At 69.4% G+C, this 24228-nt stretch carries 17 protein-coding genes; 9 read left to right on the top strand and 8 right to left on the bottom strand.

Annotated features, from left to right (window positions below; translation table 11 throughout):
* Positions 1-110 precede the first annotated feature (110 nt).
* The 5 genes from ACWGI2_RS33480 to ACWGI2_RS33460 all read right to left on the bottom strand — a co-directional run bounded on the left by ACWGI2_RS33480 (position 111) and on the right by ACWGI2_RS33460 (position 9349).
* The gene (locus ACWGI2_RS33480; RefSeq protein WP_453699534.1) at positions 111-596 is read right to left on the bottom strand and encodes a MarR family winged helix-turn-helix transcriptional regulator; all 486 of its coding nucleotides are present in this window, start codon (positions 594-596) and stop codon (positions 111-113) included.
* Between the two features lie 255 nt (positions 597-851).
* Positions 852-2507 (bottom strand): MFS transporter, encoded by a 1656-nt coding sequence (locus tag ACWGI2_RS33475; RefSeq protein WP_453699533.1) that lies wholly within the window; start codon positions 2505-2507, stop codon positions 852-854.
* Between the two features lie 97 nt (positions 2508-2604).
* Positions 2605-4872, bottom strand: coding sequence for a penicillin acylase family protein (locus ACWGI2_RS33470; RefSeq protein ID WP_453699532.1), 2268 nt, complete (start codon positions 4870-4872; stop codon positions 2605-2607).
* Between the two features lie 159 nt (positions 4873-5031).
* On the bottom strand, positions 5032-8790 hold the full coding sequence (locus ACWGI2_RS33465; RefSeq protein WP_453699531.1) for an AAA family ATPase: 3759 nt from the start codon (positions 8788-8790) through the stop codon (positions 5032-5034).
* 130 nt (positions 8791-8920) lie between these two features.
* Positions 8921-9349 (bottom strand): secondary thiamine-phosphate synthase enzyme YjbQ, encoded by a 429-nt coding sequence (locus ACWGI2_RS33460; RefSeq protein WP_453699530.1) that lies wholly within the window; start codon positions 9347-9349, stop codon positions 8921-8923.
* A 101-nt stretch (positions 9350-9450) separates the two neighbouring features.
* Between ACWGI2_RS33460 and ACWGI2_RS33455 the strand changes: the two genes are divergently transcribed.
* From ACWGI2_RS33455 to ACWGI2_RS33430, 6 genes are all read left to right on the top strand, one after another.
* A complete protein-coding gene (locus tag ACWGI2_RS33455) occupies positions 9451-9534 on the top strand; it encodes a putative leader peptide (protein WP_349817350.1) in 84 nt (27 codons plus the stop codon).
* Positions 9535-9653: 119 nt separating this feature from the next.
* Complete coding sequence (locus ACWGI2_RS33450) at positions 9654-10514, top strand: ABC transporter permease (RefSeq protein ID WP_453699528.1); 861 nt, start codon at positions 9654-9656, stop codon at positions 10512-10514.
* Positions 10487-11272: an ABC transporter ATP-binding protein gene (locus ACWGI2_RS33445; protein WP_453398542.1), complete on the top strand. Its 786-nt coding sequence runs from the start codon at positions 10487-10489 to the stop codon at positions 11270-11272. Before ACWGI2_RS33450 ends, ACWGI2_RS33445 begins: the two co-directional genes overlap by 28 nt.
* Before the next feature lie 56 nt (positions 11273-11328).
* Positions 11329-12372: an ABC transporter substrate-binding protein gene (locus ACWGI2_RS33440; protein ID WP_453699527.1), complete on the top strand. Its 1044-nt coding sequence runs from the start codon at positions 11329-11331 to the stop codon at positions 12370-12372.
* A 2-nt stretch (positions 12373-12374) separates the two neighbouring features.
* Positions 12375-13583: an LLM class flavin-dependent oxidoreductase gene (locus ACWGI2_RS33435; RefSeq protein ID WP_453699526.1), complete on the top strand. Its 1209-nt coding sequence runs from the start codon at positions 12375-12377 to the stop codon at positions 13581-13583.
* A 74-nt stretch (positions 13584-13657) separates the two neighbouring features.
* Positions 13658-14776: an NAD(P)-binding domain-containing protein gene (locus ACWGI2_RS33430; protein ID WP_453699524.1), complete on the top strand. Its 1119-nt coding sequence runs from the start codon at positions 13658-13660 to the stop codon at positions 14774-14776.
* A gap of 70 nt (positions 14777-14846) precedes the next feature.
* On the opposite strand, the gene mltG is transcribed toward ACWGI2_RS33430, so the two are convergent.
* Both mltG and ACWGI2_RS33420 read right to left on the bottom strand, forming a co-directional pair.
* Complete coding sequence (gene mltG, locus ACWGI2_RS33425) at positions 14847-15686, bottom strand: endolytic transglycosylase MltG (protein ID WP_453398618.1); 840 nt, start codon at positions 15684-15686, stop codon at positions 14847-14849.
* 46 nt (positions 15687-15732) lie between these two features.
* Positions 15733-17550 carry an ABC transporter ATP-binding protein gene (locus ACWGI2_RS33420; protein ID WP_453398546.1) on the bottom strand — a complete coding sequence of 606 codons (1818 nt, stop codon included), beginning with the start codon at positions 17548-17550 and terminating at the stop codon, positions 15733-15735.
* Between the two features lie 170 nt (positions 17551-17720).
* Here ACWGI2_RS33420 and ACWGI2_RS33415 point away from each other — a divergent pair, with 170 nt between their 5' ends.
* The 3 genes from ACWGI2_RS33415 to ACWGI2_RS33405 all read left to right on the top strand — a co-directional run bounded on the left by ACWGI2_RS33415 (position 17721) and on the right by ACWGI2_RS33405 (position 22782).
* A complete protein-coding gene (locus ACWGI2_RS33415) occupies positions 17721-18164 on the top strand; it encodes a MarR family winged helix-turn-helix transcriptional regulator (protein WP_160502753.1) in 444 nt (147 codons plus the stop codon).
* Between the two features lie 69 nt (positions 18165-18233).
* Positions 18234-21152 (top strand): FAD-binding and (Fe-S)-binding domain-containing protein, encoded by a 2919-nt coding sequence (locus tag ACWGI2_RS33410; RefSeq protein WP_453699523.1) that lies wholly within the window; start codon positions 18234-18236, stop codon positions 21150-21152.
* A 163-nt stretch (positions 21153-21315) separates the two neighbouring features.
* On the top strand, positions 21316-22782 hold the full coding sequence (locus ACWGI2_RS33405) for a Gfo/Idh/MocA family protein (protein ID WP_453699522.1): 1467 nt from the start codon (positions 21316-21318) through the stop codon (positions 22780-22782).
* On the opposite strand, the gene ACWGI2_RS33400 is transcribed toward ACWGI2_RS33405, so the two are convergent.
* Entirely contained in the window at positions 22721-24139 is a 1419-nt protein-coding gene (locus ACWGI2_RS33400; RefSeq protein ID WP_453699520.1) for a cation:dicarboxylate symporter family transporter, read from the bottom strand. The genes ACWGI2_RS33405 and ACWGI2_RS33400 overlap by 62 nt on opposite strands.
* Positions 24140-24228: the final 89 nt, after the last annotated feature.

The raw sequence follows: 24228 nt of genomic DNA, 5'->3' as shown, positions 1-24228 counted from the left end.
ATTATTTAATGGAATCTGTGACGCCCTCCACAGATCCACCCAAAGGAAACCTCAAATAGGGATTCTTTAATTCCAGTTTCACCGGATCAATTAATGAATTCGGTCGAACATCATTCGCAGGCGATCACGCGCGGCCAGCGGTCGGCGAGCAGATCACCGAGCAGTGCCCGCAGGCGGTCGCGGTCCTCCGCGGGCACGGCGGAGAGAAAGTCCTGCTCCACGGCGTCGACGGCGCGCCCGGCGCGCTCGAGTGCCTCACGGCCGCCTTCGGTGAGGCGCAGGATGTAGCGCCTGCGGTCCGACGGATTGCGCCGCCGCTCCACATGGCCGGCCCGCTCCATCTCGTCGATCAGCGCCACCATCGTCGTCGGGTCGAGATGGAGGAGTCTGCTCAGATCCTGCTGAGACAGGCTCAGATCACTTTCCAGCGCCGCGAGGACGTAGAAATAGCGCAGGCGCATGCCCTGCGCCGTGAGCACCCGCTCCGCGTCCTCCATCAGGATCGATCCGGCCTTGTTCAGCAGATAGCCGGTCCTGCGGACGAGAGGGAAGTCGAGTGCGGCGGGTTGCGCCGGGGTGGGCGTCGCCTCTGTCATCCGGGCCGTCCCCTTTGCTGCTGGGCGCTGTTGAGCGCCGCTGAGAGCTGCGAGAAGTGCAAGAGCTACAAGAGCTGCTGAGATCTTGGTGAAACGACGGGCCCAGGGATGCTGTTGCTCGGTGGTGCCGAACATCCCCCGCGCCGATCGTCGATCACCCCAAGGGTACTGGCGGTGGCACCGGCCTCCAAGGCCGGTGCCACTCACAGTGCCGCGTCCGGTCGGGGCGGGTAGCCCGGTCGATCTCCGACCGGGCTACCCATCTCCCCCGGCTCGCACCGACTGGGCCACGACCGGCGCTCCGGCGCTCTCGTCCCCCAAGAGCCCTTGTGCGTCCACGCCGTTCACCACAGTCCGGCTGTCGATCTCCACGGTCTCGCCCCGGGCGCTCTCGTGCAGGTCGCGCGTGCGGATGAAGACGAATCCCACGAGCGCGCCGACGGCGGCGACGACCGCGCACACGAACATCACATCGGTCAGACCGTCCACGAAGGCGGTGCGGGCCGCCGCTTCGAGTGCGGGGCCCATCCCCGCGGGCGCGCGCCCGGCGGCCTCCGCGCCGCCGCCCGCCGCCACGGCCTCGCCGAACTCATGGGCGGACGCCCCGAGTTGGCGCCCCGCTTCGGACTGCGCGAACAGGTCGGCCACCCTGCCCTGGAACGCGGCGCCGAAGCCCGCGATACCGATGGCGACGCCTACCTGCTGGAACGTCTCGTTGATCCCCGAGGCCATGCCCGCCTTGGACGGTTCCACGACGGCGATGGACAGCGACGCGCGCGGCGGATTGAAGAGGCCCATGCCGAGGCCGATCCCGAACATGCTCGGCAGCAGCGCCGTCCAGGACGTGTCCGGCCCGGTGAGCGCGACCAGCGAAAGCCCGAGCGCGATGAGCGCGAGGGACGTTCCCATCAGCAGCCGCTGCGGCACCCGGGTGGTCAGCGATCCCGAGATCGCGGCCGCGACGAACAGCGTCCCGGTCAGCGGAAGGAACCGCAGGCCGGTCTCCCACGGCGAGTACGCGAGGACGTTCTGCACGTACGACACCAGGAGGAAGATCGCGGACATGGTCGCGGCGGCGCACAGCAGTGTCACCACCGACACTCCGTTGAACGTCCTGTTCCTGAACAACGACAGCTGGAACATGGCCCGTTCACCGCGTCGCCTCTCCACGGCGCCGAACGCCGCGAGGAGCAGCACAGAGGCCACGAACATGCCGACGATGGGCGCGCTGCCCCATCCCTCGGCCTCTCCTCGCAGCAGCGCGAGCACGAGCAGCGTCAGCGCGCCGGTGAAGAGCACCAGACCCCACCAGTCGACTGCGGGGGCCGACTCCTCTCGGGACTCGCGCATCCGCAGCGCGCTCACGGCCATGGCGAGCAGCCCGACCGGAATGTTCACCAGGAAGATCCAGCGCCAGCTGAGCCCGTCGGTGAGCGCGCCCCCGATGAGCGGGCCGAAGGCGATGGACAGGCCCACCACACCGCCGAAGATGCCGAAGGCCTTACCCCGGTCCTTGCCCTGGTACTCCTGCCCGATCAGCGCGGGCCCGACGGCGAACAGGACCGCTCCCCCGAGTCCTTGGACGCCACGGGCCACGGACAGGACGACGGCATCGTTCGCGAGGCCGCAGGCGAGCGAGGCCGCCAGGAACACGACGAAGCCGATATTGAAGACACGCTTGCGCCCCAGGCGGTCGGCCAGCGATCCGGCTGTCAGCAGAACAGCGGCCAGACCGAGGGCGTACGCGTCGAGCACCCACTGGAGCGAGGTGAAACTCGCGTCGAACGCATCCCTGATGTCGGGCAGCGCCACATTCACCACGGTCAGGTCGAGCAGCAGCATGAACGTGGCCACACACACCACGGCCAGGGTCCACCCCCGCCCGCCCACCGAAGTCGTTCGTCCGGACATCGTTCCCCCGAGATCGTAATGATCTACTTCTCAAATCATCGATAATTCCAACGATTTGGAAAGCTACGAAGGCCCCGGAAACCTGTCAACGGCCCCCTCACGTCTCGGCCATGATCCGACCGGAAACCGCCCTTCCCGGCCGGTAACTCCGCTCGACATGCCCCTTGAGGTCGTCCGGATAGAAGTAGACGCGCCGAAGGTTGCCCTGCGCGTACCGTTCGGCCTGGTCGTCGAAGTGCGGCGAGTCGGGATGCCCGCTGACGCCTCCCGCCGTCACCGCCCAGGCACGCAGCCGCGGCCCGAACTCCACCACCGCCACGAAGCTGTTGCCGCTGGTGCCGTAGTAGCGCTTCGTTCCGGGGTAGCGCATCGCTCCGAACGACGCGAGCGAGCCCCATCGCGCTGAGGTGAAGGGCACCGGGATGCTCGGCTTGTCGTCGCTGAACTCCTGGACGATCGAGCCGTCGTTGCGCTGATAGCGGTTGATGTCGCCCCACGGCACCTCCCAGCGGCCGAAGTCCCGCGTCAGCCGCTCCACCGCTGTCCGGAGCGCCCCGAGCCGCTGCTCGTCGGAAGCACGGTCGGCCATGTAGTCCCACACCGACAGACCGGCTTCCACAGCCGACTGAGAGGTGAGCGCCCACAGCGCATCCCCCCAGAAGACGGCCAGCGACGTGGCGGTCGAGCGCTCGGCCCAGCGGTGGTCCCAGCCGCGCAGCAGGGCGATCGGCCCGCCGAGCTCCGCCTTCTGGCCGCTGCCCGCGGGCAGTTGGTCCCACGCGGCGACGAGCCCCGGAACCAAGCGTGCGAAGGCGGTGAGGTACGGATCGAAGGCGGCCGCCATCAGCCTCTGCGGGGTGAAGTCGTCGCGCGCGGACAGGACTCGGACCGCCTGCGGCCCGCGCGGGTTCTCTCCGGCCCGGTCGAAGTAGCGTGGGTAGTCGGCCGCGTCGGGGCTGTCCGCGCCGGCGGCGGTCCAGGGCCAGTTGTTCGTGTTGAAAGCCCAGCCGTTCTTCGGGTTCACGGCCTGCGGCATGCTCGCGAGGCTGTGCAGACCGCGCCAGTCGGTCGCCGGGTCACTGCCGTCGACGGGCTTGGAAAAGTCGAAGCGGTCGTCGCGCACCGGCATGAACTGCGGCATCAGGAAGGCGATGTCGCCCTTCGAGTCCGCGAAGAGTGTGTTGTTCGAGCTGTTCGCCCTGAGGCCCGCGACCCGGAGATAGCCCGCGTAGTCCCGGGTCTTGGTGCGCAGGAAGCTCTGCTTGAGCGCATCGAGCGGCTTGTTCATCAGTGCGCACGCGATCCACTTGCCGTCCGCCTCCCGAACGATCGGCCCGTGGTGTGTGGCGAAGGTGGTGAAGCGGCGCTCGTCCTGCTTGCCGTCCGCGGTGCGACAGGACAACGTGATCGTCTTTGTCTTCACGGGACGCAGCTCGTCGCCGTAACGGTAGAAGCGTCTGCCGTCCGCCCTCGTCACGATCCGCTCGGCGAACTCGTCGACGTTGTCGACGCCACTCGTCGTGTGCATCCAACCCGTGTGTTCGTTGAAGCCCTGGTAGACAAAGAACTGTCCCCAGGTGGCGGCGCCGTAGACGTTGAGCCCGTCGCCGCTGGTCACATGCTGCTCGGAACGGAAGAAGAAGCTGGTGTGGGGGTTGATCAGCAGCAGCGCATGGCCGTCCCGCGTACGACTCGGCGCGATCGCCATGCCGTTGGATCCCGTGGGTTCGCGCAGCAGCAGCCCCCGTTCCTCATCGGTCATCGGCACCGCTCGCTTGCCGTAGAAGGCTTCGAGCTGACTGAGCGGCACCGATTCGATGTTGCCGCCGATGCTGCCCTCCGAGAAGCTCAACGGCATCCACGGCTCGAACCGCTCGAGCACGCTCGGACGCACCTCGGGGTGCGTCGCGAGGTAGTAGTTGAGCCCGTCCGCCCAGGCCCGCATCAACGCGCGCAGCCAGACCGGGGTCTTCGCGTAATCCTTCTTGAGGGATTCGGGGTCGAGGAACAGCCGCTGGCGCAGGTCCTGCCAGATCGTCTTCTCGCCCTCCGCCTCGGCAAGGCGGCCGAGGGCGACCAGGTAGTTGCGTTCGATCCGGTTGAAGTCGTCCTCGGCCTGGGCATACATCATCCCGAACACGGCATCGGCGTCACTCTCGCCCACGACGTGCGCAACGCCCCAGTCATCGCGCCTGATCGTCACCCGCGCCGCGTGTCTGCGCCAGCGGGCCGCGTCGGGCAGCGGCTGCTCCGGAGCCCCGAACGCGGGGCCGGAGGGCAGACCTGCCGCGACAGCGGCAAGCCCGACCGCTCCGCCCAGGACACGGCGTCGGCTCACCCCTGTTGTGTTCTGCGCGTGGCTCATGAGTTGCTCCACCTTCCGTCGCGAATCGAGAAGTCACCGCGACAGGCCCGCATGCCTACGCGGCGGGACGCGCCACGCTCCGGTGATCACCCACACGCACAGTCCTATCCATGGGGCGCCGGACTGACAAGACCTCGAACCCCGACAAACGGAAGACCCTCATCCATCGAGAGGTCCGACGACCCGGTCGAATGTCCGGGAGCCAAGTTCGATGGCCATGATGCCGCGTGATCCGATCACGACCACTCCACGTGGGCCGAGGACTTTGGTCCGCCACAGGGGTGACCCGACGCGCACGTGGTGCTCCAGCCCGCTTTCCAGGGACCACAGCGCCACGGAACAGGTATGACCACCGGTGACGGCAATCGCTCGCCGGCCGTACTGAGCCATGTCGACGTCCGTCAGTTCCATGCCGTGCCCGCGCTCAAGTTGAGCGTGAGTCATACGTGTACCGTCTTCGGCGTTCCAGACGGTCAACTGGGAGTAGGACCCCACGCCCACGACGACGGCAGCGTGGCCCGAGCAGGCGAAGGAAACAGCCGTGGTGCGGAACGGGGTGCCGATGTCCGTCCGTCCGGAAAGGGCCAGATCCTCGAACCGTGCGTCTTCGCCCGTCACGGTCCACAAACGCGTCTGGTCTTCCTGCCAGTCCCATGTGACGAACCGCAGGGCATCGTCTGGCTGGTCCGGAAGCGGGGCCACCGCGAATCTGCCGGCGTGGCAGTGGAGCGGTGGCCGGACCGGTTCGCCCGAGGCCAGGTCGAAGAAGCCGAGCCGACCGCTGACGGCGGCGGTGAGCAGCAGCGGTCGCTCTCGCTCGAGGACGGCGATACGAGCCCATTCCTCCTCCGCCGGGAGCCGGCGGTCGTACGCCATCTGACCGTCCGGGAATCGCCGCAGCGCGAAGAGCCCTTCCGTGTCCAAGGTGACGAAGGACGTCGGGTCGCCGGGCATTGCCGCCGCGCTCCGGTAGCACCTCTCGGCGGACGATCCGAGTCTCGCGAGGATGTCCCCGGTGTCCGCGCCGAAGATCACGAACTGTCCGTCCGCGCTGAGCGCCGCCACGCAATCGCCCTCCGCTTCCCCGGCTCCCGCGACAACCCCGTGGTACTTGTTGGCCGGAGCTTCCGGAGCATCCGCCCGGCTGTCCCAGACCCGGACGGCACCGTCACGCCCGCCCGTGACGACCCAGCAGGTTCCGTCCATGTCACATTGCGCCACGGCCTCCACCCCGCCGTCGTGAATGGCGATTCGCTTTGCCTCTCCCTGGGCCGACCGGCGGATGAACACGTCCCCGTTCCAATCGCCCCAACACCAAAGATCGCTGTGGCGGCCCGAGAAGAGAGTGGAGAACACGCCGGCTCCACCGCGATAGGGGTCGACGATCCTCGTCCCTCGCACCGGATCCCATACGATCACCTGGCCGACCTGTGTCCCCAGAAGCAGAACTGGTCCGCCCTCGTGCTCCGCGACCGAAGCGCTCCAGACATGCAGATCGGCGCGCCAGGCCGCCATCTCCGCCCTGGCGTCGAACGGTTCACCGATCGGCCGGGCGGACTCAACGTCCCACGTGCTGATCTCGTCCATGTCCGTGGCCAGCACGGCCAGGCATCGTCCGCCCGCATGGCCCACCGTGAGCACTCGTTCCTGTTCTCCGAGAACGATGCGGGGAAGATTCAGCGACCCGCCGTCCTCGGCCGACAGGATCTCGATGACGCGCTCCTCACTGACCGTCGCGACTGCGGCGGCGCCCTCGATGACGACGGCCCAAACGCCGTGCAGGGCACGCTGGTCCGCGAGAACATCCGGGCCGTCGGTCGTGCCCGGCACCGTTCGCAGCAGACGACCGTCCTGATGCAGCGTGATGACGGCGATGCCGCCACTGCGCACTGACGCCGTCATGTCGACGATGGCCGATTCGGGTTCATGCACCCCGGATGCCAACGGGCTGCCGTCCCTGAGGAACCATGCCTGGACAGCCCACTCGCTTGCCGAGAGCACCACGGCTCCCCTCGGGTGCTCGACGGTGGCGAGGGCGAGGACGTAGTCGTCGTGGTGACCGAGCATGCGAGTCGCGGCCAGGTCGTCCCAGTGGGCCCAGCGCACCGCCCAGGGGCGGTCGGGAAAGGCAGCGGCCAATGAGGCGGCCAACTCCTCGTCGCCGACCATTCGCGCCGCCATTTCGAGGTAGCAGACACGCTCGTCCTCGGAGGCCACGAGCAGTTGCTGTCCGACTCGCTGGACGGTGCGGGCCAGCCTCCGTCCCGACGGGGTGCGCGCCGTCGGCAGCGCTGCCAGCAGCCGGGCAGGATCCATCGTGGCCAGGAAACCCGCGTCACGCAGCAGCCTGTCGAGCACCTGGCCCTGGCCTGCGTGGAAGGGCAGGTACGTGCGCGTGTAGGAGTCGGCGTCAGCCCAGACCGGCCCGTCGCCGGACGTCGGCGACAAGCGCTCGAGAAGTACTTCTGTGAGGCGCCGGTGGGTCTCGGCCGGTGGACGCTGCCGGACACTGAGCTGGCGCAGGTGTTCGCCGAGTGCTTCGTGGAAGAGCCGGAGCCGGACTCCCGATCCGCGTTCGGTGCGGTGGAGCAGGTCGGTCGCCGTGGTGTCCAGGAGCAACCGGTTGACGTCCCGTTCCGAGTAGGTGTCGGTGCCCAGTGCTGTGGCCGCGGCCGCCCAGGTTCGCGGGTCGTCGAAGCCGTCTCCCTGGGACCAGGCCAGGACCATCAGCAGGTCGCGCAGCCACGGTCCGCCTTGCTGCACGTCGTGCAGGTAGCGTTCCATCGCGGCACCGACGGTGGTGGGAAACGTCTCCTGCCAGCCCGCGCTGTCCGTGTCGACGGGTTCGCTCGCTGCCATGAGGGACAGTGCGGTGAGCTGTGCCACCAGGAAACTGCGGCCGCAGCGAACTGCCACAGCCGCGCCGACCGACGCCGCGAGTTCAGGGCAGGGCCGGTAGGGCGTGGGGAGCTGCGGGTCGCTCTCGGCGAGCAACGTGAGGCGGACGTACTCGGCGATGTCACGCCGGTCCAGATAGCGGGCCTCGTCCAGGTCGATGACTCGTGCCGAGCCTCCGAACAGGCGCAGCAGGTCGTCCTGGCCTCCCGGACGGGTGCCGACGAGGAGGCGTATGCCCGTCCTGCCCGCCGCCGCAGCGAGGGGTTCCAGCAGGTCGACGATGAGCCGCTGGGCGTCCGCTGCCTCGTCGACCCCGTCCACGACCACCACGGTCGCCCGATGATCCCGGGCTTCTCGGAGGTTGGCGAGGAGGCCACCGGCCGTCGCCTCGTCGATGGTCAGCGCACGTGCGATCTCGGCGGCGACCTCGTCGACCGTGCGGCCCCTCACATGTACGGCGGCGCTGAGGGCGCCGATCCGCGGTAGGGGCTGGTCCGGTGCGGTGGGCGTCTCACCGCGCAGCCGGGCATCGGCCAGGCTCACCAGCCGTCCGAGAACGGCTGACTTGCCTGATCCGGGTGCCCCGGTCACCACACGGGATCGCGCGATGTCCGAACCCTCGGCGTTGATCCACGCGGTCAGCTCGCGCAGGGCCTGCACCCGGCCCGCGAAGTACGTGCCTTCTCTGAGGCTGGATGGCAGGACACCACGCCCCCTCGGGCGAAAGTGACCGCGCAGCTGCTCCGCACGCTCCGTGGCCGCGCTCTCCAGCCTTTGTGCGAGGAGGAGTTGTTCCTCGGTCTGCTGCGCGGCCCGTGCCCGAAGCCGGTCGACGGCCGGCGGAACCGCGATGCCGCTGACCATCAGCAGAGCGGTGAGGACGACCATGACGGGTGTGACTCGGTCGGCAGAGACCAGTCCGAGCAGGGCCCCGGTCGCGACCGCCACGCCGGGAAGCAGGTGGATCAGCAGCCGAACCGTCAGTGACCACCAGTTGTCGCGGCGACGCAGTGAGTGCACAGCATCATTCGTATAGCCAACTCGCTTCCGCCGTACAGGACTTCCGTCAATGACCAGCAGCACCGAGCAGGCGCCCGGCGGCACCCCACTCCGCGCTCGGGGAGGAGCTCAGTAACCCGCAGGGAGGAGCTCAGGAGCCCGTAAGGAAGGTGAGGCGCACCCCTCGCTCCGGATTGTCCCGGTTCGTATCGACCAGGCACACCGACTGCCACGTCCCCAACTCCAGGCGGCCGCCCAGCACCGGCAACGTCGCGTGCGGCGGCACCAGCGCAGGCAGGACGTGGTCGCGGCCGTGGCCGGGGCTGCCGTGGCGGTGCTGCCAGCGGTCGTCGGCGGGGAGCAGGGTGTGCAGCGCGGCCAGCAAGTCGTTGTCGCTGCCCGCGCCCGTCTCCAGGATCGCGATGCCGGCAGTCGCGTGGGGGACGAAGACGTTGAGCAGGCCGTCACGGCCGGCCGCCGCCTCGCTCAGGAAGCTCTGGATGTCGTCGGTGAGGTCGAAGACCTTCTCCGCCGAGCCGGTGGTGACGTTCAGGACACGTGTGGTGAAAGCATCGGACATGGGGCCATCTTCCCTCACGGAGCTCCCAACCACTGATATGCGGCGTCCGCCTTTCGAGACGACATTGACCGTGCGCGGACGATCTGGCTACGTTCTGCGGCATGTTGCGTTCAGCTCTGCTCACCACGCGCGGTCACATCGACCTGCTGCGGGTGGCTTCTGCCGCGTGTCGTCGCGGCTGCTGACGCCCCCTCAGTCAGCTTCTCCCCCCTCGCACTTCTCTGCCCTGCTGCCCTCGCGCGGTTGATCTCGCCATCCCGCGCGTAGGCCATTCGGGCATCCCTCCCTCCTGCCGTGGAGACCCATGAGCATCAGCCATGCCCCGCCGGATTCCGTACCCGACATTTCGGGAATATCCAAGCTCGATCTCGTCCCCATCGCCCCGTCGTCCACCCGCCGCGCCCGCGTCCCCCGCTGGCTGCGCCGCACCTCCGGCCCCCTCGCGCTCCTCGCCCTGTGGCAACTCCTCAGCTCCACAGGGGTGTTGACCAAAGACATCCTCGCCTCGCCGGGGACCATCGCCGGCGTCGCCCGCGATCTGCTCGCCGACGGTTCGCTGACCTCCGCCATGGGGGTCTCCCTGCAACGTGTCGCGGTGGGACTGCTACTCGGCACCCTCGTCGGGACCTCGCTCGCCCTCGTCTCCGGGCTCTTCCGCGTCGGCGAGGATCTCGTCGACGCGAGCGTGCAGATGCTCCGTACCGTGCCGTTCGTCGGGCTCATCCCGCTGTTCATCATCTGGTTCGGCATCGGTGAGGCACCCAAGGTCGCCATCATCACGCTGGGCGTCTCCTTCCCGCTCTATCTGAACGTGTACGCGGGCATCCGCGGGGTCGACTCGCAGCTCATCGAGGCCGGTGAGTCCCTCGGGCTCTCGCGGTGGGGGCTCGTGCGGCACGTCATCCTGCCGGGCGCGCTGCCGGGTGCGATGACCGGGCTGCGGTACTCCCTGGGCATCGCCTGGCTCGCCCTCGTCTTCGCCGAACAGATCAACGCGGACTCCGGGATCGGCTTCCTGATGGTCCAGGCACGTGACTTCCTGCGCACCGACGTGATCGTCGTCTGCCTGATCGTCTACGCCTTCCTCGGCCTCATCGCCGACTTCATCGTCCGCACCCTCGAAAGGCTGCTGCTGCAATGGCGACCGACGTTCACCGGCCGGTGACCCCCAACGCCCTGACGACACAGGCCACTTCGGCCGTACGCGTCGAAGGTCTCACCCGCTCCTTCGACGGGCGTGCCGTCATCGACCACCTCGACCTCGACGTGCGGCCGGGTGAGTTCGTGGCGCTGCTCGGGCGCAGCGGCTGCGGCAAGTCGACCCTGTTGCGCATCCTCGCCGGGCTCGACCGGGACATCGAGGGAACGGTCCTCGTGCCGCGCCGCAAGGCCGTCGCGTTCCAGGCGCCCCGGCTCATGCCCTGGAAGCGCGTATGGCGCAACGTCCTGCTCGGGCTGAAGGGAAAGCCCGAACGCGCCGTAGCCGAAAGGGCGTTGGAGGAGGTCGGGCTCAAGCACCGTACCGACGCCTGGCCCAAGACGCTCTCCGGCGGCGAGGCTCAGCGCGCCTCACTGGCCCGGGCCCTGGTGCGCGAGCCCGATCTGCTGCTGCTCGACGAGCCGTTCGGCGCGCTCGACGCGCTCACCCGCATCAAGGCCCAGCGTCTGGTCGACGAACTGTGGCAGCGGCGCGGCTGCGCCGTCCTGCTCGTCACGCACGACGTCGAGGAAGCCGTGCTCCTCGCCGACCGGGTGCTCGTCATGGACGACGGGGTCATCGCGTACGAGACCGAGATCGATCTGGACCGGCCGCGCGGCATCTCCGATCCGCGCTTCGCCGAACTGCGTGCCGAGCTTCTGCAGCGCCTGGGCGTCGACGCGCCCCACTCCGCAGAAGCCGCGGAAGCCGCTGCCGCGGCATGAACCTCCCGCATCCCCCCTCCCCCGTGAACAGCACGAACAGACCGAACGGACTCACCATGCGACGACACCTCGCCGCCCCCGCCCTGCTCCTCCCCCTGACCCTGCTGCTCGCCGCCTGCTCCGGCTCCTCCTCCGCGAACACCTCGTCCGGCGGCGCCGGTGGCGGGACCGACGGCCAGGGGTCGCTCACCCTCAACGTCGGGGACCAGAAGGGTGGTTCGGAGGCCGTGCTGCGTGCGGCCGGGGAGCTCGACGACCTGAAGTACAAGATCCGCTGGTCCACCTTCACCTCCGGGCCGCCCCTCCTGGAGGCCGTCAACGCCAAGGCCGTGGACATCGGCGCCGTCGGCAACACACCGCCCGTCTTCGCCGCCGGAGCGAACTCGAAGATCTCCGTGGTGGCCGCCACCCACGGCACCGCGGCGGGCGAGGCGATCCTCGTCCCGAACGGCTCGCCGCTGAAGAAGGCCGAGGACCTCAAGGGCAAGTCCGTCGCCGTGGCGCAGGGTTCGTCGGCGCACTACCAGTTGATCGCGTCCCTCGAGAAGGCCGGGCTCGGCTTCAAGGACGTCAAGGTCAAGTATCTCCAGCCGGCCGACGCGCTGGCCGCGTTCACCAGCGGCAAGGTGGACGCATGGTCGGTCTGGGACCCGTACACCTCGCAGGTCCTGGAGAGCACGAAGGGCCATGTCCTGACCGACGGCGACGGAGTCGTCAACGGCCTCAACTTCCAGGTGGCGGCGCCCGGCGCGCTCAAGGACAAGAAGAAGTCCGCGGCCATAGACGACTACCTCAAGCGGCTGCGCAAGGCCCAGGACTGGGTCTACGACCATCCGGAGGAGTGGGCGAAGGTCTGGGCGAAGGACACCGGACTGCCGTACGAGGTCGCGCTCGCCGCGGTCAAGCGCACCAACGGCACACGGGTCCCGGTGGCCGTGGACAAGAACGCGATCACCTCCGAGCAGGAGATCGCGGACACCTTCGCCGACCAGAAGCTCATCCCGCGCCGCATCGACTTCGGCGACTTCGTCGACACCCGCTTCAACGGCGACCTGCCGCCCTCCACCAGCAAGCCGCGCACGTACCGCAAGGAGTCCTGACGATGACCGTCCACCTCAACTGGTTCCTGCCGACCGGCGGCGACGGCCGCACCCTCGTGGACCGCCACGCCTACACCGACGGCGGCATCAAGCGCTCCCGCGTCACCCCCGTCAGCGGGGTGCGGGCCCCCGACATCGACTATCTGATCCAGATCGCCAAGGCCGCCGAGCAGGTGGGCTTCGAGGCGGTCCTCACCCCGACCGGCACCTGGTGCGAGGACGCCTGGCTGACGACGGTCGCCCTCGCCCAGCACACCGAGCGGCTCAAGTTCCTGGTGGCGTTCCGGCCCGGCGTCATATCGCCGGTGCTCGCCGCGCAGATGGCGGCCACGTATCAGCGCATCACGCGCGGGCGGCTGCTCCTGAACGTCGTCACGGGCGGCGACTCGACCGAGCAGCGGCGCTTCGGCGACCATCTCGACCACGATCGCCGTTATGCCCGTACCGATGAGTTCCTGTCCGTCGTACGGGGCGTGTGGAGCGGGAAGCCCTTCGACTTCCACGGCGAGCACTACGACGTGGAGGGCGGTCTCACCGCGCTGCCGCCGGACCCGCTGCCGGAGATCTTCTTCGGGGGTTCGTCGGCGGCGGCCGGGCCGGTCGCGGCGCGGCACACCGATGTGTATCTGACGTGGGGTGAGCCGCCGGAGCAGGTCAAGCAGAAGATCGACTGGATTCGTGGTCTCGCCGAGGAACAGGGGCGCACGGTCCGGTTCGGGATCCGCCTTCACACCATCTCGCGTGATTCCGCCGCCGAGGCGTGGGCCACGGCGAACCGGCTGCTCGACGACCTCGACCCGGACACCATCGCCGCCGCCCAGCAGGCGCTCGGCCGCAGCGAGTCCGTCGGCCAGCAGCGGATGCTCGCGCTGCACGGCGGTTCCCGCGACGACCTGGAGATCTCGCCGAACCTGTGGGCGGGCGTGGGTCTCGTACGGGGCGGCGCGGGCACCGCGCTCGTCGGCAGCCACGCGGACGTCGCCGACCGGATCGAGGAGTATCACGCGCTGGGTGTGGAGCACTTCGTGCTGTCGGGCTATCCGCATCTGGAGGAGGCGTACTGGTTCGGCGAGGGCGTGATCCCGCATCTGGCGGCGCGCGGGCTGCTGCCCCGGATTCCGGCGTCGCAGCTGGCGGGTGTGCCCGCGGCGAACGGGCGCCCGGCCTCGGCTCCGGGCGGCGCCCCGCTGCTGGTGGCGGGCGGGCGCTGATGCTCGTGGCGGGCGGGCGCTGACCCGGAGGCCCGCGCGGGAAGATCCCGTGCCCCGATGGAGTTAGTAGAAACGTGAACGGCATCGGGGCACGGGACGCGGCCGCACACGAAGCGGCACAAGCGGCACAAGAGGTGGACGCGGTCGTCATAGGCGCCGGGCAGGCGGGCCTGTCCAGCGCCTATCACCTGCGCAGGGTCGGCTTCGAGCCGGACCGGGACTTCGTCGTCCTGGACCACTCGCCCCGGCCCGGCGGTGCGTGGCAGTTCCGCTGGCCCTCGCTCACCTACGGGAAAGTGCACGGGATGCATGCGCTCCCGGGGATGGAGCTGACCGGCGCCGACCCCGCGCGTCCCTCGTCAGAGGTCATCCGGGAGTACTTCGAGGCGTACGAGCACCGCTTCGACCTGCGGGTGCGCCGCCCCGTCGACGTACGGCAGGTGCGGGAAGGGGACGGCGGGCGGCTGCTGGTCGAGACCTCGGCCGGGACGTGGGCCACCCGGACGCTGATCAACGCCACGGGCACGTGGGACCGGCCGTTCTGGCCGCGCTACCCGGGGCAGGACACCTTCCGTGGGCGGCAGTTGCACACGGCCCTCTATCCGGGGCCCGAGGCGTTCAAGGGGCAGCGGGTGATCGTCGTGGGCGGCGGGGCCTCGGGCACCCAGCATCTGATGGAGATCGCCCCGTACGCCGCCGAGACCACCTGGGTCACTCGGCGGGAGCCCGTCTTCCGCGAGGGGCCGTTCGACGAGAACTGGGGGCGCTCGGCGGTCGCCATGGTCGAGGAGCGGGTGCGGCAGGGGCTCGCGCCGCAGAGCGTGGTGTCCGTGACCGGGCTGCCTGTCAACGACGCCATCCGGCAGGCGCGGGCCGACGGGGTGCTCGACCGGCTCCCGATGTTCGACCGCATCACGCCGAGCGGCGTCGAGTGGGACGACGGGCGGCACGTGGAGGCCGACGTCATTGTCTGGGCCACCGGATTCCGTGCGGCCATCGAGCACTTGGCGCCGCTGCGGCTGCGCGAGGCGGGAGGCGGCATCCGGATCGAGGGCACCCGCGCCGCCGCCGACCCCCGCGTCCACCTGGTGGGGTACGGGCCGTCGGCCAGCACGATCGGCGCGAACCGTGCGGGGCGGGCGGCGGTGCGGGACATCAAGCGGCTCCTTGAGGACGTGCCCGTCACGGTGTGAAACCGGGGCGCCCGGCGCTCGTGCCGCCGTCCGAGCGCCGGGCTCCAGGACGTCAGGACGTCCGGTGCCCTCAGGCCCCCTGCTTCTTCTGGTCCTTGCTCTTGTTCTTGTTGAACTCAGCCACGTTCTTCTGCTGTTCCTCGAAGCTCGCCGTGAAGCGGGTGTCTCCCGGCTTCACCGTCACGAAGTACAGCCAGTTGCCCTGCGCCGGAGTGGTCGCCGCGCGCATCGCCTCCTCGCCGGGGTTGCCGATCGGAGTGGGGGGCAGACCCATGCGCGCATAGGTGTTGTACGGGCTGTTGATCTCCGTGTCGCGGTCGCGGGTGTTCAGCGTGGAGCGGTTCAGGGCGTAGTTGATCGTCGAGTCCATCTGCAGCGGCATGCCCTGTTCGAGGCGGTTGAAGATGACCCGGGCCACCTTGCCCATGTCCTCCTTGGAGTCCGCCTCGGCTTCGATGATGCTGGCGATGGTGACGGTCTGGTAGACGTTCACGGCGTTGCGTTCGGCGCCCGCCGTGACGTGGTTGCCGCTGAACTTCTTGGCGGCCGTGTTCACCATGTACGAGAGCACGGACGCGGGGGTCGACTGGTCGCTGATGGGATACGTGGCCGGGAAGAGATAACCCTCGGGGTTGCCGCGTGCGTCGGCGGGAAGTTTGAGGCCCGCCTTGGGAAGGGCCTTCTTCGTGGTGCCGGTCGGCACATCGAGAACCTTGTCGACGGCCCCGTACACCTGGCTGGAGCGCCAGCCCTCCGGGATGGTCAGTGACTCGGGGCGTCCGTCGTCATCCGGGAGCAGCAGCGGCACCGACACGGCGGTGACCGCCGCGACGGCTCCGGTCGCGATCAGGGCGATCCGGCCCCGACGCGTCAGTCGAATCGTGCCCCGGCGCGGAGTCTTGGTCTGCAGCATGCGGGCACGGTATCCCGCAAATGCCGACATTCCGTGCATATCTTCATCTTGCTGGCTCCAGTTGGGCGTCTCTTCGGACCAGGGCGGCGTAACGGCCGTCCTTCTCCAGGAGTTCCTCGTGGCTGCCGCGCTCGGCGGTCCGGCCCGCTTCCAGGACCACGATCTGGTCGGCGTCGCGGACCGTGGAGAGGCGGTGGGCGATCGTGAGCGTCGTCCGGTCGGCGGACAGGGCGTCGATGGCTTCCTGCACGGCGTGCTCGGTGTGCGTGTCCAGGGCGCTGGTCGCCTCGTCCAGGATGAGCACGGGCGGATCGCGCAGGATCGTACGGGCGATGGCGAGGCGCTGCTTCTCGCCTCCGGAGAAGCGGTGGCCGCGCTCGCCGACCACCGTGTCGTACCCGTCGGGCAGGGACGCGATGTGGTCGTGGATCTGGGCGGCGCCGGCGGCCGCGATCAGTTCCTCGTCCGTGGCGTCGGGCTTGGCGAAGCGCAGGTTCTCGGCGACCGAGGCGTGGAAGAGATACGTCTCCTGGGAGACGACACCGACCGCGCGGGCCAGCGTGTCGAAGTCCAGGTCGCGTACGTCGACGCCGTCGATCGTGACGCGGCCGCCCGTCACGTCGTACAGCCGCGGCACCAGATAGCTGAGGGTCGACTTTCCAGAGCCGGTGGGGCCGACGACGGCCAGGCTGCCGCCGGCGGGGACGGTGATGTCGATGCCGTCGAGGATCGGGCGGCTCTGGCCGTCCTCTCCGTCGTAGCGGAACTCGACGTCCTCGAAGCGGACTTCGCCCTTGATCTTGTCCAGGCGGACCGGGCGCTCGGGCTCGTTGATGTCGATGGGCAGATCGAGATACTCGAAGATGCGCTGGAAGAGCGCGAGCGAGGTCTGGATCTGCACGCCGGTGGAGAGCAGGCTCACGGTGGGCCGGAACAGGCCCTGCTGGAGCGAGACGAAGGCGACGAGCGTGCCGATCGAGACGGTCGGGCCGCCCATCTGGAAGGCGAGGCCCGCGGTCCAGTAGATGACGGCGGGCATGGCGGCCATGACGATCGAGATGACGGCCATGCGCCAGCGACCCGCCATGTTCGAGCGGACCTCGAGGTCGACGAGACGCTCGGACTCGTCGGCGAAGGACTTGGTGAGCGAGTCGGCGCGGCCCATCGTGCGGCCGAGCAGGATGCCGCTGACGGAGAGCGATTCGGTGACCGTCGCCGCCATCGCGGCCATCTGCTTCTGCCGCTGCGTGGCTATCTTCTTGCGTTCGCGGCCGACCCGGCGGCTGATCCACACGAAGACGGGCAGCAGGAGCAGCGACACGACCGTCAGGCGCCAGTCGAGGGCGAGCATCGCGACGATCGTGGCGATCACGCTGGTGAGGTTCGAGACCAGGGAGGTGGCGGTGGAGGTGACCGTCGCCTGCATGCCGCCGATGTCGCTGGCGATGCGGGACTGGACCTCTCCGGTGCGGGTCCTGGTGAAGAAGGCGAGCGACATGCTCTGCAGCCGGCCGTACACGGCGGTGCGCAGGTCGTGCATGACGCGCTGGCCGACCGTCGTGCTGATCAGGGTCTGCAGGACGCCGAAGACGCTGGTGACGACCGCGCTGAGGATCATCCCCAGGGCGAGCAGGCTCAGCAGGCCCGTCCGTCCCTGCGGGATCGCGGTGTCGAGGATCTCCTTCAGCAGGAAGGGGGTGGCGACCGAGACCAGGGAGGCGGCGCCGACCAGCAGGCCGACGACCGCGAGGCGGGCGCGGTAAGGGCGGAAGAGACGGAGGATGCGGCGGACCTGCCGCGGCTGTTCCTCTTGGCCGGGGGCCAGGGGCTGCGGTGTCCACTTGGGTTCGTCGTGAGGCATGGGCTCCTACGGGAGGTGAGACGGCGCCGGCGCACGGGCCGGCCGGGGCAGTCGGCACGGGGCCGACGGTGAGGGTCGGCAGAGATGGAGATACGGCCGACGATCATTGAGGGAGCATAGCTCACTGTTACCTATGCTCACAATGCACAAGGTCCTGATAATGTTCCCGCATGAACACCCCGGACGCCGACGGACTGCTCGCCGAACAGCTGCTGCGGCTGACCCGCAGGCTGCACCGCATCCAGAAGCGCCATCTGGTGCCGATCGGCATCACCCCGGCCCAGTCGCGCCTGCTGCGCACCCTCGTGCACTACGACACTCCGCCCCGCATGGCCGACCTGGCCCAGCGCCTCGAAGTGGTCCCGCGCGCCGTGACCAGCCTGGTCGACGGTCTGGAGGCCGGTGACCTCGTGCGCCGCGTCCCCGATCCCACCAACCGCCGGGTGATCCGCATCGAGCTCACGGACGCGGGACGCAAGGCGCTGAGGGAGCTGCGCAGCGCGCGCCGGGCCGCCGCGGAGGACATCCTGGCTCCACTGGACGCCGAGCAGCGCGAGCAGCTTGGCGGCCTCCTGAACGCACTGTTCGACGTGCCGGACGTCCGGCGCTGCTGACCCTGGCCGACCGTCCGGACCCGCTTGCCCGTCCGACCGTCCGACCGCCCGCCTCGCCGAGGAGAGCTCATGCCGATCCTGGAGCCCAAACCGGAAGCCCTGCGCCCCGCGTCGCGCCCGGAGGGTCCGGCTCACGACCGGGTGCCGGACCGGCAGGCCAAGGGCACTCCCGAGCCGCTGCGCTCGGAGCTGACCGCCCTGCTCGGCAGCGACAAGGTCCTGACGAAGATCTCCGACCTCGTGCGGTACGCATCCGATGCGAGCCCCTACCGCTTCGTGCCGCAGGTCGTGGTCGTCGCCGAGGACATCGACGACATCTCCGCCGTCCTGTCGTACGCGCACGGCAGGAGCCGCGAGGTCGTCTTCCGCGCGGCGGGCACCTCGCTCAACGGCCAGGCCCAGGGCGAGGACATCCTGGTCGACGTCCGCAAGCACTGGGCGGGCGTCGAGGTCATCGGCGACGGCGAGCAGGCCCGCATCGGCCCCGGCACGACGGTCCTGCGGGCCAACGCCACGCTCGCCCGGCACGGCCGGGTGCTCGGCCCCGACCCGGCGAGCGCCATCGCCTGCACGATCGGCGGGGTCGTCGCGAACAACGCGTCCGGCATGACGGCGGGCACCACCCGCAACTCGTATCGCACGGTGGCCTCGCTCACCTTCGTCCTGCCGACGGGCACGGTCGTCGACACGGCGGACCCGGAGGCCGACGACGAGCTGGCGCACGCGGAACCGGCCCTGTGCGAGGGCCTGTTGGCGATCAAGCGGGAGATCGAGGCGGACCAGGAGCTCACCGCCCGCATCCGCGCCAAGTACGAGATCAAGAACACGAACGGCTACCGCCTGGACGCGTTCCTGGACGGCGCGACGCCCGTCGAGATCCTGCGCGGCCTGATGGTCGGCTCCGAGGGCACCTTCGGGTTCATCTCGGAGGTCGTCTTCGACACGCTTCCACTGGACCGGCACGTCACCACGGGCCTGCTGTTCTTCCCCTCCCTGCCGGCCGCGGCGGCGGCCGTCCCGCTGTTCAACGAAGCGGGCGCGCTGGCCGTCGAGCTGATGGACGGCAACACCCTGCGCGCCTCGACCAGCGTGGCGGGGGTGCCCGCCGACTGGGCGCGGCTCCCGAAGTCGACGGCCGCGCTCCTGGTGGAGTTCCGCGCGCCGGACGAGGCACGCCAGGAGGCGTACGAAGCAGCGGCAGCCGAGGTCGTCAAGGGGCTCGAACTCGTCGCGCCGGTCGCTTCGGTGACCAACGCCTTCACGCGCGACCCGAAGACGATCGGAGGCTACTGGAAGGCCCGCAAGGCCTTCGTGACAGCGGTCGGCGGCTCGCGGCCGTCCGGGACGACACTGATCACCGAGGACTTCGCGGTGCCACCGTCGCGTCTCGCCGAAGCCTGCGAGGCATTGCTGGAGCTCCAGACGCGGCACGGCTTCGACGCGGCCGTCGCGGGGCACGCCGCGCACGGCAATCTGCACTTCCTGCTCGCCTTCGACGCGGGCCTGCCGTCGGACGTGGAGCGCTATGCCGCGTTCATGGACGCATTCTGCAGCCTGACCGTCGAGCGCTTCGACGGCTCGCTCAAGGCCGAGCACGCCACGGGACGCAACATCGCCCCGTTCCTGGAGCTCGAATGGGGCCCGAGGGCCACGGAGTTGATGTGGCGCACCAAGCAGGTCATCGACCCGGACGGCGTGCTCGCGCCCCGCATCGTCCTCGACCGCGACCCGAAGGCCCACCTCCGCGGCCTGAAGACGATCCCCAAGGTGGAGCTGATCGCGGACCCCTGCATCGAGTGCGGCTTCTGCGAACCGACCTGCCCCAGCGAGGACTTGACGACCACTCCGCGCCAGCGGATCGTGCTGCGCCGCGAGATGATGCGCCAGGCGCCCGGCTCCCCGGTCGAGGACGGCCTGGTCGAGGCGTACGGATACGACGCCGTGGACACCTGCGCCGGCGACTCCACCTGCAAGCTGGCCTGCCCCGTGGGCATCGACACGGGCGCCCTGATGAAGGACTTCCGGCACGCACGGCACTCGCCGCGCGAGGAGAAGACGGCCGCCCTCGCCGCGAGGAACTTCAAGGCGGTCGAGGCCGCCGCGCGGCTCGCCGTGGCCGCCGCCGACCGCATCAGCGACCGGCTCCTGACCTCGGTGACGCGCACCGCGCGCAAGGCCGTCCGCCCCGATCTGGTTCCCGAGTGGCTGCCGGACATCCCGGGAGCGGCCGCCCGAAAGCTACCGCACACCACGCGCGTGGGCGCGAGCGCCGTCTACTACCCGGCGTGCGTCAACCGCATCTTCGCAAGCCCCGGCGACCGCTCCCTTCCGGAGGCGATCGTCGCCGTCTCCACGCGCGCGGGAAGGCCGCTTTGGATTCCGGACGATGTCGCGGGGACGTGCTGCGCGACGATCTGGCACTCCAAGGGGTACGACGCGGGCAATGCGGTGATGGCCAATCGCATTGTCGAGGCGGCCTGGGGCTGGACGGCGGGCGGCAGGCTGCCCCTTGTCGTGGACGCCTCGTCCTGCACGCTCGGCATCGCGCATGAAGTCGTGCCCTATCTCACCGCCGACAACCGGCAGTTGCACCGGGAGCTGACCGTGGTCGACTCCCTCGTCTGGGCCGCGGACGAGCTGCTCCCCCACCTGAGCGTGTACCGCACGGTCGGCTCCGCCGTCCTGCACCCCACCTGCTCCATGAGCCATCTCGGCGACGAGGCCCAGCTGCGCGCCGTCGCCGAGGCCTGCGCGGACGAAGTGGTGGTCCCGGACGACGCGGGCTGCTGCGCCTTCGCGGGCGACCGCGGCATGCTGCACAAGGAGCTGACGGAGTCCGCCACCCGCAAGGAGGCGGCCGAGGTCACCGCCCGCCCCTTCGACGCGCACCTCTCGGCGAACCGCATGTGCGAGGTGGGCATGGACCACGCCACGGGCCGCGCCTACTACTCCGTACTCCTGGAGCTGGAGCGCGCGACGCGTCCGTAGACACCTCCGAAACACCACCGGCTGGTACGCCTGCACAAGTCGCCCCGCAGGAGGGCGCGAAATAAATCCAACTCCCTGGCCACTTCGGTCCCTTGCGCCACGCCCGTCCCCCCCATCAGGGTGGCATCCGTTCCAGCGCAGGCATCCAAGCCACGGAGGTCCGATGCACGACGAGCACGCGATACCGAACCCTGACGAGTCCGCGACCCCCGACGAGTCCACCGACGGCGCATCCCGCCGCGCCGTGCTCCGCACCGCCGGCCTCGCGGGGGCCGGGCTCGGCCTCGGCGCCCTCGCCGGCGGCACGGCCCACGCCGACGCACCGCAGGGCGCACCCGCATCGCCCGCCGCTGCGGCCACGGCCGCCGATGCACCGCCCCGCAAGGGCAAGACCATGATCGGCGTACCGTTCGAGCGGCGTTCCACGGTGCGCGTCGGCATCGTCGGGCTCGGCAACCGCGGCGGCAGCATGATCGACCTGTTCCTGGCGATCCCGGGGGTGAAGGTCGTCGCGCTCTGCGACCCGGTCAAGGACAAGACCGCGGCGGCCGCGAAGAAGGTCACCGACGCGGGCCAGCCCGCACCGGCGACGTACACCAAGGGCGATCACGACTTCGAGAACCTGTGCAAGCGCGGGGACATCGACTTCGTGTACGTGGCGACGCCCTGGGACTGGCACTTCGACATGGCCAAGTCCGCGATGCTCAATGGCAAGCACGTCGGCGTGGAGTGTCCGGTCTCCCTTCAGCTCGACCAGCTCTGGGAACTGGTCGACCTCTCCGAGCGGACCCGCAGACACTGCATGCAGTTGGAGAACTGCTGTTACGGCAAGAACGAGATGCGCGTCCTGCGCATGGCCCACGCGGGCAAGTTCGGTGATCTGCTGCACGGTGCGGGCGCCTACAACCACGACCTGCGCGGCCTGATGTTCGACCCTGACTACTACGAGGGTCCGTGGCGCCGCTTGTGGCACACGCGGTTGCGCGGCGACCTCTACCCCAACCACGGCTTCGGCCCGGTCTCCAACTACATGGACATCAACCGCGGCGACCGCGTCACGCACATCTCCAGCTTCGGCACGCCCGCCCTCGGCCTCGCCGAGTACCGCAAGGCGCACATGCCTCCAGGCGACCCGAGCTGGAAGGAGACGTACATCGAGAGCGACCGCACCATCAGCCTCGTCCAGACGGCGAAGGGGCGGGTGATCCGTCTGGAGCACGACGTCTCGACCCCCCACCCCTACAGCCGCATCAACAGCCTCGGCGGCACGAAGGGCGTCTTCGAGGACTACCCCGCCCGCATCTACATCGAGCCGGACCACACGAACGACCAGTGGGCCGACTTCTCCAAGTACGCGGACTTCGACCACTGGCTGTGGAAGGAGCACTCCAACCCGCCGGGCGGGCACGGCGGCATGGACTACATCATGATCTTCCGTCTGATGCAGACCATGCAGCTCGGTCTCGTGCCTGACTTCGACGTCTACGACGCCGCGGTCTGGACGTCGCCCGTCCCCCTGAGCCATCTGTCGATCAAGGCGAAGGGCGCGCCGCAGGCGATCCCTGACTTCACTCGCGGGCTGTGGAAGAAGGCGCGTCCGGGAGTGGATTCGGAGAAGCCGCAGGCGTAAGGGACTTGGGCCCGGCGGTGCTCAGATCGGCGCTGCCGGGCTCGTCCGCCTGTTCCGGTACGAACGCGATCTCGCCGCCGAGCACCTTCTTCGCCCGCGCCGTGTCCAGAGCGCCTTCCCAGCGCGAGACCACGAAGACGGCGACGCAGTTGCCGAGCAGGTTCGTGGCGACGCGCATGGCGTCCATGATGCGGTCCACGCCGAGCAGCAGCGCGACCGCGCCGGCCGGGATGACCCCGAGCGCGGAGGCGGTCGCGGAGAGCGCCAGGAACGCCGAACCGGGCACGCCCGCCATGCCCTTGCTGGTCAGCATCAGGACGAGGACGACCGTGATCTGCTGGCCCAGGCTCAGGTCCACGCCCACGGCCTGCGCGATGAACAACGTACCGACGGAGAGGTAGATCGAGGCGCCGTCGAGGTTGAAGGAGTACCCCGTCGGCAGGACGAGGCCCACCGCGTCGTCGCGGCAGCCCGCCTGGCGCAGCTTCTGCATCATGCGCGGCATGACGGTCTCGCTGGAGGCCGTGCCGAGCGCGAGCAGCATCTCCTCGCGCGTGTAGCGGACGAACTTCCAAAGGCTCAGGCCGGTCAACGCCTTCAGGGCGACGCCGAGCAGGACGAGGAAGAGCAGGGCCACCGCGTAACAGACGCCGATGAGCTTGCCGTACGTCGACAGGGCGCCGAGCCCGTACTCCCCCACCAGGTGCGCGGTCGCGCCGAAGACGGCGAGCGGTGCCAGCTTCATGATGAAGCCGACGATCGCGAAGACGATCTCCTGGCCCTGCTCGATGGCGGGCAGGATCGCGGGGACCTTCGTGTTGCCCAGGTGCAGCAGGGCGGCGCCCACCAGGCAGGACAGGACGAGGACTTGGAGCAGTGAGTTCTCGGCGAAGGCGCCGATCGCGCTGTCGGGCAGCGAGTGCAGGATGAACTCGCTGGTCGAGGGGAGTTCACCGCCGCCGGTCTTCTCGTCGACGGCCGAGGTGTCGAGTGTGGAGGGGTCGACGTTCATGCCGGCGCCGGGGCGGACGAGGTTTCCGGCGACCAGGCCGACGACGAGGGCGATGGTGGTCGCGACCTCGAACCAGATGAGGGCCTTGATCCCGATGCGGCCGAAGGCCTTGAGGTCTCCGGCCTTGGTGATTCCGGCGACGACCACGCAGAACACGAGCGGGGCGATCATCGCCTTGATGAGACGTACGAAGCCGTCGCCGAGCGGTTGGACGGCGGTGCCCGCGTCGGGCCACAGCCTTCCGACGAGGACTCCGAGCACCAACGCGCAGGCGACCTGCGCGAACAGTGAGGTTCGCAATGTGCGTGCTACGCGTCGCGGTATGGACGGTACGGACTGCGGCACGGGCACTCCTGTAGTGAGGCTTCAAGTGACTTCTGGCATACGGAAGTTTCTTTCCGCGAGGCGTCACTATTGCGGAGTGCCCGCTTCCG

The sequence above is a fragment of the Streptomyces sp. NPDC054866 genome (assembly GCF_053610745.1).
The sequence above is the reverse complement of the archived record's forward strand: the minus strand, read 5'-3'. Positions and strand labels throughout refer to the sequence as shown.